General features: G+C 44.8%; 12 protein-coding genes. 8 read left to right on the forward strand and 4 right to left on the reverse strand.

Annotated elements, in window-relative coordinates; genetic code table 11:
* Positions 1-252: 252 nt before the first annotated feature.
* Together MSSIT_RS14200 and cobA are read right to left on the reverse strand one after the other, a co-directional pair.
* Positions 253-1,044: a uroporphyrinogen-III synthase gene (locus MSSIT_RS14200; protein WP_048173201.1), complete on the reverse strand. Its 792-nt coding sequence runs from the start codon at positions 1,042-1,044 to the stop codon at positions 253-255.
* Positions 1,045-1,071: 27 nt separating this feature from the next.
* Entirely contained in the window at positions 1,072-1,839 is a 768-nt protein-coding gene (gene cobA / locus MSSIT_RS14205) for a uroporphyrinogen-III C-methyltransferase (protein WP_048173203.1), read from the reverse strand.
* Between the two features lie 483 nt (positions 1,840-2,322).
* Between cobA and MSSIT_RS14210 the strand changes: the two genes are divergently transcribed.
* Together MSSIT_RS14210 and rnz are read left to right on the forward strand one after the other, a co-directional pair.
* Positions 2,323-4,206 (forward strand): alpha-amylase family glycosyl hydrolase, encoded by a 1,884-nt coding sequence (locus MSSIT_RS14210; protein ID WP_048173204.1) that lies wholly within the window; start codon positions 2,323-2,325, stop codon positions 4,204-4,206.
* A gap of 155 nt (positions 4,207-4,361) precedes the next feature.
* A complete protein-coding gene (gene rnz, locus MSSIT_RS14215; RefSeq protein WP_048173206.1) occupies positions 4,362-5,279 on the forward strand; it encodes a ribonuclease Z in 918 nt (305 codons plus the stop codon).
* Positions 5,280-5,392: 113 nt separating this feature from the next.
* On the opposite strand, the gene MSSIT_RS14220 is transcribed toward rnz, so the two are convergent.
* Together MSSIT_RS14220 and MSSIT_RS14225 are read right to left on the reverse strand one after the other, a co-directional pair.
* Positions 5,393-5,653 carry a hypothetical protein gene (locus tag MSSIT_RS14220; RefSeq protein ID WP_048173207.1) on the reverse strand — a complete coding sequence of 87 codons (261 nt, stop codon included), beginning with the start codon at positions 5,651-5,653 and terminating at the stop codon, positions 5,393-5,395.
* 245 nt (positions 5,654-5,898) lie between these two features.
* Positions 5,899-7,017: an AAA family ATPase gene (locus tag MSSIT_RS14225; protein ID WP_048173209.1), complete on the reverse strand. Its 1,119-nt coding sequence runs from the start codon at positions 7,015-7,017 to the stop codon at positions 5,899-5,901.
* Positions 7,018-7,767: 750 nt separating this feature from the next.
* Here MSSIT_RS14225 and MSSIT_RS14230 point away from each other — a divergent pair.
* The 6 genes from MSSIT_RS14230 to rrp42 all read left to right on the forward strand — a co-directional run bounded on the left by MSSIT_RS14230 (position 7,768) and on the right by rrp42 (position 13,650).
* Positions 7,768-7,965: a hypothetical protein gene (locus tag MSSIT_RS14230; RefSeq protein WP_156157450.1), complete on the forward strand. Its 198-nt coding sequence runs from the start codon at positions 7,768-7,770 to the stop codon at positions 7,963-7,965.
* A gap of 996 nt (positions 7,966-8,961) precedes the next feature.
* A complete protein-coding gene (gene psmA / locus MSSIT_RS14235) occupies positions 8,962-9,711 on the forward strand; it encodes an archaeal proteasome endopeptidase complex subunit alpha (RefSeq protein ID WP_048173212.1) in 750 nt (249 codons plus the stop codon).
* 78 nt (positions 9,712-9,789) lie between these two features.
* Positions 9,790-10,482: a ribosome assembly factor SBDS gene (locus tag MSSIT_RS14240; RefSeq protein WP_048173214.1), complete on the forward strand. Its 693-nt coding sequence runs from the start codon at positions 9,790-9,792 to the stop codon at positions 10,480-10,482.
* Positions 10,483-10,493: 11 nt separating this feature from the next.
* A complete protein-coding gene (gene rrp4, locus MSSIT_RS14245) occupies positions 10,494-11,276 on the forward strand; it encodes an exosome complex RNA-binding protein Rrp4 (RefSeq protein ID WP_048173215.1) in 783 nt (260 codons plus the stop codon).
* Positions 11,277-11,354: 78 nt separating this feature from the next.
* Positions 11,355-12,866: an exosome complex exonuclease Rrp41 gene (gene rrp41 / locus MSSIT_RS14250; RefSeq protein WP_048173217.1), complete on the forward strand. Its 1,512-nt coding sequence runs from the start codon at positions 11,355-11,357 to the stop codon at positions 12,864-12,866.
* The gene (rrp42, locus tag MSSIT_RS14255; protein ID WP_048173218.1) at positions 12,850-13,650 is read left to right on the forward strand and encodes an exosome complex protein Rrp42; all 801 of its coding nucleotides are present in this window, start codon (positions 12,850-12,852) and stop codon (positions 13,648-13,650) included. The genes rrp41 and rrp42 overlap by 17 nt, the downstream gene beginning before the upstream one ends.
* Positions 13,651-13,700 lie beyond the last annotated feature (50 nt).

Below are 13,700 nucleotides of genomic sequence, written 5' to 3' on the forward strand. Positions count from 1 at the left end.
TCTAATTCGTCTATGACTATTTTTCATCCCTTTAATGACGAATCAAAAGTTTAGGAGAGAGCTTGAGTCATTCCAGAAATTCGTACAGTGGTACGACAAATGACCTAATGAGCTTTTAAGTATTGTTTTTTCGAACCGATTTTATGGGAAGAACTCTGTTTTATGAGCTCATTCCCGTATCGTGTGGTTCCCAAAATGATTTGAGTTATGAGTTTTAGAGCAATTTTTCAGCTGGCTTTTCATAGCCTCTTTTCATAGCTCTTTTTTCATAGCCTTTATCAGGGCTTCAAAGGTGAACTCCTCAGGGATTACGTCTGCATTGACCCCATGTTTTTTCAGGGTATTTCCCGTGGGGGTTCCGATTGCACCTACAACGGCCCCGCTGAGGGTCTCTTTTATTGTATCTCCTGCTCCCAACTTTTCCGCATGCTTCATGAAGCCTTTGACCATCATAGAACTCGTAAAGGCAAAGGCATCAACTTCTCCTGCAAGGGTGCGTTCTATAAGCTCTTTCTGGACTGTTCCTTCAGGGATACTGAGAGTGTACACATGAGTCTCATAGACGGTTGCTCCGCACTGTTCAAGGCCTTCTATTAAAACCTTAGCCCCAAAAGCGCTCCTTGCAAGGTCAACCGTTTTTCCTTTTACTTCGGAGCAGAGAGCTTCTACGATTCCTTCGGAACTGTAATCTCCGGGGAGGAAAGGCTTTTCAATCCCTATTTTTACCAGCTCTTTTTCCGTGTTCGGACCAATTGCTATTACCCGGGTCTTTTTCAGGGCTGTTATGAAGGCTTCTTTATCAGGTTCCGTGAGTTTGTCCAGTGTGAAAGTTATCCCGTTTGCGCTTGTAAATACAACGTAATCCGAAGTCCCGTCAATGACCCTCCGCACGAAAGGCTCGAATCCTTCGTCTTTTAAGCCTTCAAGCCGGATCATGGGGGCATAGACGGGCTCAAAGCCATAGTCCCTTGCAATTGCCTCGGACTTTTCCCTGTAGCTTTCGGGCCTCATGATTGCAAGTACGGGAATTTTTTTTTCTGTCATGCTTCTTTCTCCTGTCACTTCAACGGATTAAAAATCCACTCCTGTCAGCTGTTCTCCAAGGATCTTGTGCAGGTTGACAACGTCGCCTACAACCGTGATGGCAGGAGCCTTTACTTTTCTTTCTTCTGCCAGGTCAGCGATGTTTTCAAGGGTGCCTACGGTTACCCGCTGGTCAGGCCGGGTTCCCCTCTCGATCACTGCAACAGGGGTTTTCGGGTCCTTCCCGTATTTCATGAGCTCTCCGGTATTCCGCCTGAGCATCTTTACGCCCATAAAGATTACAATGGTCCCGTCGAACTTGGCCAGGGTCTCCCAGTCCAGGCCGCTTTCCTCTTTTGTCGGGTCCTCGTGCCCTGTTATAAAGGTGACCATCGACGTGCTTTCCCTGTGGGTTACCGGAATTCCCGCATAGGCAGGTACTGCAATTGCAGAGGTGATCCCGGGAACTATTTCGAATTCGATGCCCTCTGCTACAAGCACCTCGGCTTCTTCTCCTCCCCTTCCGAATACGTAAGGGTCTCCGCCTTTCAGCCGGACCACCATCTTTCCTTCCTTTGCTTTCAGGACAAGCACTTCATTGATTTCGGACTGGGTCATCGTGTGGTTCCCGGCATATTTCCCAACATCGATTTTTTCCGCCCTTTCCGGCATGGAACCCAGGATAGCTTTTCCCGGAAGCTGGTCGTAGACGATTACTTCTGCGTTGTCTATAAGCCTGCGGGCTTTCAGAGTGAGAAGTTCAGGGTCTCCGGGACCCGAACCCACAAGGTAAACTTTTCCGTAATTTTCTGACATATGAAGACGGTTCCTTTATGATTTTTGAATAGAAATGTGTAATCTGGAGAAGGTTAACGAGTTTTTAGAATATATAATATCCTGAAAATCGAGTCAAAAGTGATGCATTTGTGTTGCACCTGTTTGCATTATTGTACCTGTTTGTATTGTTGTTTGTATTGTTATACCTGTTTGCCTTTGTGTTCCAGCTCTATAAATTCAGAATCTCTCTATCCTTCTCTTTTCACAACCTGAATATTTTCCAGCTTTTTGTTATCATTAGCCGGAATATGAAGTTTGAAGTAAATCATAAGGAGCATTTTTCCTAAATCTTGTTTCACAAATTATATGGATTCTTATTGCTCATTATATGTCTGTATTTTTATTATTATTCCTCTATCCTTTATGTTCGCAGGTGCTCCAGCATCTGTATCGTGGCGCACGTATTCTCTAATGTAAACTTTAATTCCGAATATAAACCATAATTTCAATAATAGTTAAGGAGTGGAAAACTTGCCAAACAAACCTGAACTTCTACCGCTCCACAAGCTTGGGGCCCGGGAAGATAAACAGACTTCCGGGAGAATAAATTTCGGGCTTTTTTTACCGGGTGTGTCGGAAGAAGGAGAAAATGAGCTCCTTGTGAGGGTTATTCATGAAAAAGACCAGTTCCTTCAGGATATACCTCCAATGGACTTTGAAATGGAACATTCGAAGGACCCGGATTATGGGGATTACTGGTCTGCAACGATAAATATCAAAGCTGAAGATAAGCTCAAACCTTATTCTGCATGGGGAACCCCTGGAAAGTATGTCTATCGGTATTGCCTTAAAACCTCGAAAAAGCCAGAACTTATTGACTGGATTATCGATCCATTCGCCAGGGAATTCGGGATCGGGAAATTATCCGCCTTCACCCTCGGGTACGAACCCTATGAGTGGGACAAACATGAGCTGGCATGGAAAACCCCTTTCGTAAATGACATTATCCTCTATGAGCTCATGATCAGCGAGTTTGCGGATGATATAGAAGGGACGATTGCCCATCTGGATTACCTCGCAGACCTGGGAATTAATTGTATAGAACTGATGCCTCTTTCAAACGTTGAGAAAAGGGTGGACTGGGGATTTGCCCCGATAGGGTATTTCGGGGTGGACGAGCGTTTCGGAAATCGAAAAGACATGCAAAAGTTGATTGATGCGGCTCACCAGAAAGGCATTGCAGTCATAGTGGATTCGGTTTATGCGCATACAAGCCATCTTTTTCCGTATTACTATGTTTACAACGAACTTGGATACCCTCAGGACGAGAACCCCTTCATGGGCCCTTTCGCTGAAAATGCTTTAGGAATAAGTACGGACTTCAACCACAAATTTGTCCGGGATTTCTTTTTGACGGTCAACAACCACTGGCTTGACAGCTATCATGTAGATGGTTTCAGATACGACTACGTGCCCGGGTACTGGCTAGATAATTCGGACAACGGTTATACGAAACTTGTACGGGACACTTACCAGCTGGTTAAAGCAAAAAAAGGTTCTTCCAATCACTGGCAACGTTTTTTTGAAGGAGAATCCGTAAACCTCATCCAATGTGCCGAGCAGCTTCAAAAACCTGTAGAAATCCTGAATAAAACTCACAGTAACTGTACCTGGCAAAACGGGACACTGTCAACAGCCAGGGAAATAGCCGGGAATCCCGGGAAGTTGACCGACCTGGGCTTCCTTTTTGGCCTCGTTGATTATCCGGCAGAAGTTCAGAACAACGGGGATAAACTCACAAAAACGACTCTGCAGTACCTGGAAAATCATGACCATTCCCGTTTTATCTGTACTTTTGGAACCGTTCCCGGTGATAATGAACTTTTAAAAGAAGGGAACCGTGCCCTCTGGTACCGGGTACAGCCTTACCTGATAGGCCTGCTTACGGCAAAAGGAATTCCTATGTTATGGCAGGGGCAGGAATTTGGCGAAAATTACTTCCTTCCTAAGGAAGGGTGGGGAAGAGTGCTTTTGTACAGACCCGTGCGCTGGGAATATTTCTATACTTCCGAAGGCAGGTCACTGGTCAATCTTGTCAGGAAACTTGTTAAGCTTCGCAGGAATAAACCTCAGTTTTCCCGAGGAGAGCATTACTTCTGCAATGATTATGCCCTCTATCAGTCCCGAAATCTTATGCTGTTTTCCCGAACTTACAACGGAGTTTTCAGCCTGGTAGCATTGAACTTCGGAGCCCGGGCGCAGGCGGTATCTTTCAAGTTTCCATCCGCGGGCAACTACAGGGAAGAACTTCACGGGAAGGATAATTTAATGGGAGTTTCTGCGGGGGAGGACGTTCAGCTTAATATTCCTGGCAACTACGGAAGGATCTGGACACTGGAAACTTGAATATACCGAAAAAAAATCTTTCTGAATACAGAGGCTTAACTTAGTCGGGTTCAACTTAATCTGGTTCAACTTAATCGGTTTGAATACATTATAAATTTCCTGGTACTTTTCAGGTGGTAATCAATAAATACCTCTAAAGTATTACTGAGTTCAGTATGCTTCGCATAACTTTTCTTGGCACTGGAGGTTCTCTTCCAACCCGCAACCGAAATCCGTCAGCAGTAATGGTCAATAGAGAAGGGGAGCTTCTACTCTTTGACTGTGGCGAAGGCACCCAGCAGCAGATGATGCGGGCAAAAACAGGGATGATGAGCCTGTCCTCGATTTTTGTCAGTCATTTTCATGCCGATCATTTTCTGGGAATTCCGGGCCTGATCCAGACCATGTCTTTCATGGGCAGAAAAGAGCCTCTTATGATTTACGGGCCAGCGGGGACCCGGGAATTTACCGAACTCTTCAAGGCTCTTGGCTATTTCAACCTTAAATACGAAATTCGGGGCACGGAACTGAAATCCAGAGACGTTGTCGAAGGGGACGGATATGTGGTCCGGGCTTTAAAGACCGAACACAGCACGCCGAGTCTTGGCTATGCCCTTATTGAAAACCCCAGGCCCGGACGTTTTAACAGGGAAAAGGCAGTCGCTCTCGGAGTCCCACCCGGCCCTCTTTTCTCAAAACTGCAAAAGGGAAATCCTGTGGAAGTGGGCGGAAAGGTGGTAAGACCCGAACAAGTCATGGGAACCCCTAGGCTCGGCAGGACAATCGTGTACAGCGGAGACACCAGGCCCTGTGAAGCCATACTTGAGGCAAGCAGAGACACCGACGTCCTGATCCATGATGGCAGCTTCGCCGATGAGATGGCAGACTGGGCTGAAGAATCCATGCATTCAACTGCAGGCGAGGCTGCAGCCCTTGCAAAAGAAGCCGGAGTCAGGAAACTGGTCCTAACCCATATAAGTTCACGTTATACCGATGATGTGGAGCCTATCCTGAATGATTCAAAAAAAGTGTTTGAAAATGTTATTGTAGCCGAAGACCTGATGGAACTTGAGATCCCGTACAGGCCTGAGTAGGCAGACCCGAATAAACGTTTTCTTTCCAAAAGCAGGGTTTAGTAATTGGGTTAAATTTCTTTACAGAAATTAATCTGTAGGAACAATCTTCATACGATAAGAGCCGGGGATCTTCAGACAAGGGTCCAGTCCAGTTTTTTGTCTTCAGCGTCGTAGAGGGTAACCCTCATAGTCTTGTCTTCAATTTCGTAGAGAGGCCTGACTCCAAGATAAAATGTGTCACCGGGGCTGATTTCGATTTCACCGCTTACTCTTCCGAAGTACACCCTCCCTTTTGTATCTTTTTCTTCAACTGTCACACCTTTCCAGGTCAGGTTCTGGATTACGCTTATAACCCTGCACTCAAAGCGATCGACTTCACGTATTTCATTCATGAGAATCCCTCTTAAATCTTGTTCCGGGTATGGTTAAGACCTTACCCAAATATGGTTTCTGATAAAGAATAACGATTTCTATACATAAAACTATCCCAGAGGCTTCAATAAGAGAGTTTTCTTCAAATCTTCTTATGAATTTCAAGAGTCTGGAAAATAGCTTCTCCGGACTGGAAAATTAGTCTGGAATGTATTCTGCGCGGGAAAAAAAGCACTTTATCCGTGTTTCACACATATTTTCAGGTTTATACATAAAGGTGGGTCGGGTCCGGAGTGAAATCTTCCCGGGTCAATTTCGCAAGTGATTTTTCAAAGTCTTTCCACGTGACGATTTCCCTGTCATCGATTATTGCCTGATGCAGGGCGGTTTTAAGGATTTTTTCGACAATGTCTCTGCCTGAAAGCCCTTTGGCTTTCTTTGCAAGCGCCTGGAAATCACATTTCTCTACCTGCAGGGGGAAGGTCTTCACATTTGATCTCAGAATATGGACGATTTCTTCTTCTCCTGGAAGGACAAATTCGATCTCTTCTTCGAACCTGCTTCTTACAGCAGAGTCCAGGGCGTTGACCCGGTTTGTCGAACAGATGGTACAGACTCCTTCACGTTCGACTATCCCGTCCATTTCTGTCAGAAGGGCGTTTACGATCTCGCTTACGTCTCCTCTGAGCTCCTGAAAGCGCCTGTCGAGAGCTATGGCATCAAGTTCGTCAATGAAAATTATACAGGGGGACATTTCTTCTGCCCGGTCATAAAGCTGGTGGATCTGACGGGCTCCGTCTCCTACATATTCCCCTATTAGCTGGGTAGCCTTGACCGGAATAATGGGTACATCGGTTTTGTTTGCAAGGGCTTTTGCAAGCATGGTTTTTCCAGTACCCGAGGGTCCGAAAAACAGGATGTTTCTCGGTGCCCATTTCCCGAAACGTTCGGGCTCTTCCAGAAAGCGTTCGATCAGCCTGCACTTCTGTTTTGCAAGTTCCTGCCCTATTACGTCTTCAAATATGACATCACTTTTTATCTCTGCAGAGGACGAAATTCCGTTTTCCTCTTCGGTTACGATAATAGCTGTTGAGTTCCCGATCATGGATTCTGCAGGTTCCACATCTATGATACGGTATGCAAAGTCAGGAAACATCCGCCTGTCAAAAAGATAATCTCCTTTGCGGGCAACATATCCGTTCCACTGTTCCCGGGCATAGAATTCAAAGACGTCCCTGTTTTCAATGACAGGGTATTCCTCCATCATGCCACTCAGGGGGTATCCTTCAGGTTTCAGGATAAGAAGTTCGGATGTGGATTTCCCGAACTCGGTATTGTTTTCGTGAGTCTTTTTCGTGTTCACTCTTTGTGAAACTGGTCGCACTTTGTTATCAACTCGAATACTTTTCTAATTCGAATACTTCCCTATACCTATAGTTATCTGAAGAGATAATAAAATTAACCCTATAAAACGGTATTGGGATTCGATTGCGAAAGACATATCGTAACTCAGCAGAAATAAACCATTTCCTTAAAAAGTATTCGTGTTGGGCATTAGTTTCCCCTGCTATTCATCTGCAAATTTCTGTGAACACATCTATGGACTACAGGTATTATTATATATCCATAATTTTATGTACAAATGTGTAGACATTCAGGTCTTTATCCGTAGACATTTATGTTCTGGAAAGGACCTTATGGATTTTGTCCTGAAGGAGCTCTCTAATGTAAAATATTTATATGAGTAATAGATAAAGGTTTATTGTTAATATTTGCTTGAACAACCGTTTATGCAGGCTTCGATGAATTCTTTGTATAAATAATGAGGCTTCAGTGGCGGATTCTCTGGCAGATCCCTCTGATCTATTCATTTGAAATAAGAATGTAATTGGATTAAAGGGAAAACTAATATATTAGACGATAATATATAAAATGCTAATATATTAGAGATATAATATATAATTTAACTATAAATTGAAACTATTCTCAAAATAGTTAAAAGCCGGGAATTAATCACCAGTGTATTACACAATTAATATTATTATACAGTTTATGCTGTATACGTAATATACGTAATATAGAACTATGAATAACGCAAAAGATCTTAAGCAGCTAACTAAGTTAGTTCCAGAGTATGATTTATATGTTTACTATGGAGAATACGGAAGGTTTCGACCAGAAAACTCTTGACAAGATGAACGCTGAAGTCAAAAAGACTATGAGCAAACACGACCCCAAGTCAAAAAATTATAAGAAATTATGCGAAAAGGTTGAAGACCAGATCTTCGATAAGTACTGTTCTGAGGTGTTCAGACCCTCTCTCAAACTTTAATTTTGCCGCTGGATAACACTTATCCCGGCAAGTTTTTTATTTTTAGTTTTATTTTTCGATTTAATCTGATTTTGATATGCTTCTGTTTTGTATTCCGAATTGAGTCATAGGAGTCATAGGGTTTATATGTGGTCTTGTTTATATTTCGTCTTGTTTATATGAAGTAAAAACCGGATATCAGCTGGAACTTTCAGGCTGAAACCTGCAGTTGCTAAGTTAGGAAACAGAATATGAGCTGTCGGATAAGCAGTTAAATAAGTTACTTAATTGTCTAATAAGCTGTCTAATATATACTATACTGAATGAGTATTAGTGTAACAAAGTATAATATTGATGAGCAGAACTGATTGACAGAAGAGCAGCTTTGCCGCGACTCATTACAGTTTATGCATAAGTTGGTGAGGTCTGAATAAGGAGCATCTTCAATTTCAGGTGCAGAAAGGGTAGAATGGGAATTATTCTTTACATGCCCTGAATCGGAAATTCAGCCCCGGAAAAGTTCCAGACCCTCATAAGCATTATAACTGAGTAAATACACTTTACTAAAGACATAGTTAACATTTGAATGGACCTTCAGACCCTGCCAAAAAGTCACTATAGTACGGGAGTCCGGGTTAAGCCCGAAAAACGCGTACTTTGCAGGGTTGTAAACTCCCTTTAACCGGGATATTTTCTACGGGTTTCATCGGGAAAAAACTCTTTAAGGATTGAAAGTCTCGCGTAAATGGCTAAAAACTCTAATAAGGAAGAAATACGTTATAGGGAATCAAAAATCGATTTCCTTACCTGAACGCTGGGTCGGGGACTTTAAGCTCCTGAGCTTTCGGGGTATCCGCATCGGTTTAATAACGCTTACCGACCAAAGCCTTTTTTGGGCATGCGGTAGTTTAGCTGAAGATTCTGCGGATTTGAAATCCCTAAGGAAAAACAGCCGGTTTCTCGCCGGGAAAAATTGAAACAATATAGAACATAAAATAAGGCAAGGAGATACGGAATATGCAGATGGCACCACAGATGGGTTATGACAGGGCAATTACGGTTTTCAGCCCTGACGGAAGACTTTTCCAGGTAGAGTATGCCCGCGAAGCGGTCAAAAGGGGAACAACAGCCGTAGGAATCAAGGCAGCCGATGGGGTAGTGCTGCTGGTTGACAAGCGGATTACTAGCAGGCTTGTTGAAGCCGAATCAATCGAAAAAATATTCCAGATTGACGAACATATCGGAGCTGCAACATCAGGACTCGTTGCCGACGCCCGCTCTCTTGTCGACAGGGCCCGTGTAGAAGCCCAGGTAAACAGGGTTTCTTATGACGAACCCATAGGTGTGGAGGTAATCTCCAAAAAAATCTGCGACCACAAGCAGACCTACACCCAGTACGGAGGAGTTCGCCCATATGGAACAGCCCTCCTGATCGCAGGCGTTGACGACAATAAGCCAAGGCTCTTTGAGACTGACCCTAGCGGCGCTCTCCTCGAGTACAAGGCAACAGCAATTGGCGCAGGCAGAAATGCAGTTGTTGAGGTCTTTGAGGCTGACTACAGGGAAGATATGGATATTGACGCTGCTATCATCCTCGGAATGGATGCACTTTATAAAGCAGCTGAAGGCAAGTTCGACGCCGGTACCCTTGAAGTGGGTGTCGTGTCCCTTGAGGACAAAAAATTCAGAAAACTGGGGCCTGAGGAAGTCGAGAACTACGTTCAGCAGATCCTTGAGAAACACAAGGAATCCGAAAACAAAGAATAAAACATATAAATATTTAAAGAATGAGTAATCAGAGAGTTTCTGATTCTCAAACTCACATTTAAGAGAAGGTATTCGAAAATGGTGTCCCTGGACGAGGCAGTGACTGCCCGGCTTAAAAGAGGCAGCAAACATTTCGAAGTCCTGGTCGAGCCCGAAGGGGCTCTGGCCTACAAGCGAGGAGATGAAGTAAACCTCGAAGACATTCTGGCAGTTGAGACTATCTTCGAAGATGCAAACAGAGGGGACCGGGCAGCAGAGTCCGAAATTCTCAACTCTTTTGAGACAACCGACCCCTTTGAGATTGCTGCCGTGATCCTGAAAAGCGGAGAGCTTCAACTCACCGCTGAACAGAGAAAACGAATGCTTGAAGAGAAAAAGAAAAAGGTTATCTATACCATTTCCAGAAATGCTATAAACCCTCAGACTAGAGCACCACACCCTCCCGCACGGATAGAAAGAGCGATGGAAGAGGCAAAAGTGCATATAGACCCTTTAAAAAGCGTGGATCAGCTGGTAACCAAAACAATGAAAGCCATTCGCCCGCTTATCCCGATACGCTTTGAAGAAATAAATATTGCTGTGAAAATCCCTCCCGAATATGCCCCGAAGGCATATGGAGATATTTCCAAGGCCGGAACCATTACGAAGGAAGAATGGCAGAGTGACGGCTCATGGATTGCAGTAGTGAGGATTCCTGCGGGAGTTCAGACTGATTTTTACGCTCTTATAAATCATCTCACAAAGGGAGAGGCTCAGACTAAACTTTTATAAGAGGATGTTGGATGGATAAAAAAATAGTGATCCCTGGTGACCTGTTATCCGAGAACCAGAAAAAAGCCGGATACGGGACGTATATCAAGAACGACAAGATCTATTCTTCGCTTTGCGGTATTGAAAACCTCAAAGAGGATAAAGTTGGAGTGATCCCACTTGCGGGAGCGTATATCCCCTCAGCAAATGATGTGGTGATAGGGATCGTTATTGTGGTTACTCCATCCAACTGGATATTTGATATTGCAGCTCCTTATGACGGTCTGCTCCACGTATCCGAGTATCCGAGAAGAGTCGAATCCCGGGAAATGCCTGAAATTCTGGGCGTAGGCGACTCTGTAATCCTCAGGGTTAAAGATGTAGACAGCTCCATGAAAGTCGAGCTTGCCCTGAGGGACCCGAGCCTTCATAAACTCAAAACAGGTCAGATAATTAAAGTTGAGTCTGTAAAAGTCCCCCGTGTAATAGGACACGGCGGTTCCATGATATCCATGCTGAAGAAAGAGACAAACTGCAGCATTTTCGTAGGCCAGAACGGCAGAATATGGATCGATGGGAAGGACGAGGACATAGAACTTTTGAGTAAGGCTCTCCGGAAAATAGAAATTGAAGCCCAGCGTTCCGGATTGACAGACCGGATCTATAATTTTTTGAAAAATGAACGGATTAGACAGAAAGAGTCCAAGCCTGTTGAGTTTTTTAAAAAAGAGACGGAAGGTGTGACTGCAACAAAGGAAGATCATTCCGAAGAGATATACCGGAAGATCGATGTACTGCTGGACCCGAAGAATTGAATTCCGGATAGAGTTAAAAGAATTTTAGGTAAGCTTCTCTAGAGTATTTTGGTTTAGGAGTTGTTTGGAGATTAGAGTATGAGTAATAAACCTGAAAATTTAATATTAATCACTGACGATGGGCTGCGCCTTGACGGGAGATGTGCGGATGAGATAAGGCCCATGAAAATTGAGATCGGTGTACTTTCACGGGCCGATGGTTCATGTTATCTAGAATGGGGAAGGAATAAGATTCTGGTAGGCGTGTTCGGCCCCAGGGAAGCTCATCCCCGCCGCAGCCAGCGCGCAGATTCGGCAGTAATCCGCTACAAATACAATATGGCATCATTCTCCGTGGAGGACCGCGCTCGTCCGGGCCCCAGCAGGCGGAGCATTGAAATCTCAAAGGTTTCCAGGGAAGCTTTCGAGCCTGTGATCCTGGCTGAGCTGTACCCTAAGACAGCAATTGACATTTTCGTAGAAGTGCTTCAGGCCGATGCAGGGACAAGGACAGCAGCAATTAACGCTTCCAGTATTGCCCTTGCAGATGCCGGAATCCCGATGAAGGGCCTTATTACCTCCTGTGCTTTCGGGAAGGTTGACGGGCAGATTGTACTTGACCTGAATAAGGAAGAGGACAACTACGGAGAAGCTGACTTCCCTGTAGCAATGACCCAGGACGGAGAAATTACTCTTATCCAGATGGACGGGCACCTTACGCCTGAAGAAATCAAGAAAGGGCTTGAGCTTGTAAAGAAGGGCTGCAAAGAGATCCTTGCACTTCAGCAGGCAGTTCTGAGAAAGAAGTTTGAGACTCCTGTTGAGGAGCCTGCGGCAGAAGCCGAAGAACCCGAAGTTGAAGGCGAAACCGAAAAGCTTGCCCCAACCGAATTCGCTTCCGAGGCAGCAGCTGTTGAAGAGGCTTTTGAGGAAACTGAAGAACTCGAAGAGGCCCTCGAAGAAACCTCTGAACCTGATATCCTTTTTTGCAGCGAAGTAATCCCTGACTCCGAAGAAGAGGAAGCTGAAGAAAAGGCTGAAGAAGAGGAAGCCGAAGAAGAGGCTGAAGAAGAGGAAGCCGAAGAAGAGGCTGAAGAAGAGGAAGCCGAAGAAGAGGCTGAAGAAGAGGAAGCTGAAGAAGAGGAAGCCGAAGAAGAGGCTGAAGAAGAGGAAGCCGAAGAAGAGGAAGCTGAAGAAGAGGAAGCCGAAGAAGAGGCTGAAGAAGAGGCTGAAGAAGAGGCTGAAGAAGAGGAAGCCGAAGAAGAGGAAGCCGAAGAAGACTTAGAGGACGACTTAGAAGAAGATCTGGAAGAATTCGAAGGAGAAGAATTTGCAGAGGAACCTCTTGAAGAAGAAGCTGATTCCGGAGAAGCCGAAGAAGAAATTGAGCTTGAAGCTGAAAGCGAGGGACTTGAAGAGGAAGCCGATGTCGAGGAAAGCCCCGCTCCGGAAGAAATTGTTGAGCCTGAAATAGAGGCCGAAGTCGAAGTTGAAGAAGCTCCCGAAGCAGTAGAGGCAGAAGAAGAGCCTGAAGAAGAAAAATCCGAAGGTCCCTGGAAGGTAGTAAAAGACCCCTCTGAAGACGAAGACAGAGGTGAAAAAGATGAGTGAAATCATAGCCACACTTAAGAAGGACTATATTTACAACCTGATGATCAAAGATAAGCGCCAGGACGGACGCGGGTTTAAAGATTTCAGGGATATCAAGCTCGAAACAAACGTTATTACCAAAGCCGAAGGTTCTGCAAAAGTTACCCTTGGAAACACCCAGGTTCTTGTAGGTGTGAAGCTTCAGACCGGAACTCCGTTCGCGGACTCTCAGGACGAAGGCGTGATTATTACCAACCTTGAACTTAATCCTATAGCATCTCCCGAATTCGAGCCGGGGCCACCCAGAGAAGAAGCAATCGAAATGGCAAGGGTCGTTGACAGAGGGATCAGAGAATCAGGCGCAATTGATATAAAGAAGCTTTGCATAACGGTTGGAGAATCCGTCTGGATTGTCTTTATAGACGTCCATGTCCTGAATGATGACGGAAATATCATTGATGCATCCTGCCTTGCAGCAATTGCCGCCCTCATGACCACCATGGTCCCGAATGAGCAGCAGGGACTGGGTGAAGATGTGCCCCTTGCAATGAAAGAGATGCCTGTCGGAATAACTATTGCCAAGATCGGTTCAAAACTGATGGTTGATCCTTCCCTTGATGAAGAAGCAGTTCGCGAAACGAAACTGACCATAGTTTCAAGTTCGGACGGGTCTGTAGCAGGCATGCAGAAAATGGGCAATTCCCCTCTTACCGAGGCAGAGCTGTTCGAGGCAATAGACCTGGCACTCGAAAAGGCAGCCGAAATCCGGGGACTCTACCTTGAAGGGCTTGCAAAAGGTGAATAAATCGGGCAGGATTAATTAAATATAAATATTAAATGCCAGTATTACGGTCT

The organism is Methanosarcina siciliae T4/M (assembly GCF_000970085.1).
In the GTDB taxonomy this organism is placed as follows: Archaea; Halobacteriota; Methanosarcinia; order Methanosarcinales; family Methanosarcinaceae; genus Methanosarcina; species Methanosarcina siciliae.

What these genes read in the sequence shown, in the direction of transcription:
- rrp4 (WP_048173215.1), top strand. Translation starts at nt 10,494, where the DNA reads ATGGATAAAAAAATAGTGATCCCTGGTGACCTGTTATCCGAGAACCAG.
- MSSIT_RS14240 (WP_048173214.1), top strand. Translation starts at nt 9,790, where the DNA reads ATGGTGTCCCTGGACGAGGCAGTGACTGCCCGGCTTAAAAGAGGCAGC.
- MSSIT_RS14220 (WP_048173207.1), bottom strand. Translation starts at nt 5,653, where the DNA reads ATGAATGAAATACGTGAAGTCGATCGCTTTGAGTGCAGGGTTATAAGC.
- MSSIT_RS14230 (WP_156157450.1), top strand. Translation starts at nt 7,768, where the DNA reads ATGATTTATATGTTTACTATGGAGAATACGGAAGGTTTCGACCAGAAA.
- rrp41 (WP_048173217.1), top strand. Translation starts at nt 11,355, where the DNA reads ATGAGTAATAAACCTGAAAATTTAATATTAATCACTGACGATGGGCTG.
- rnz (WP_048173206.1), top strand. Translation starts at nt 4,362, where the DNA reads ATGCTTCGCATAACTTTTCTTGGCACTGGAGGTTCTCTTCCAACCCGC.
- MSSIT_RS14200 (WP_048173201.1), bottom strand. Translation starts at nt 1,044, where the DNA reads ATGACAGAAAAAAAAATTCCCGTACTTGCAATCATGAGGCCCGAAAGC.
- psmA (WP_048173212.1), top strand. Translation starts at nt 8,962, where the DNA reads ATGCAGATGGCACCACAGATGGGTTATGACAGGGCAATTACGGTTTTC.
- cobA (WP_048173203.1), bottom strand. Translation starts at nt 1,839, where the DNA reads ATGTCAGAAAATTACGGAAAAGTTTACCTTGTGGGTTCGGGTCCCGGA.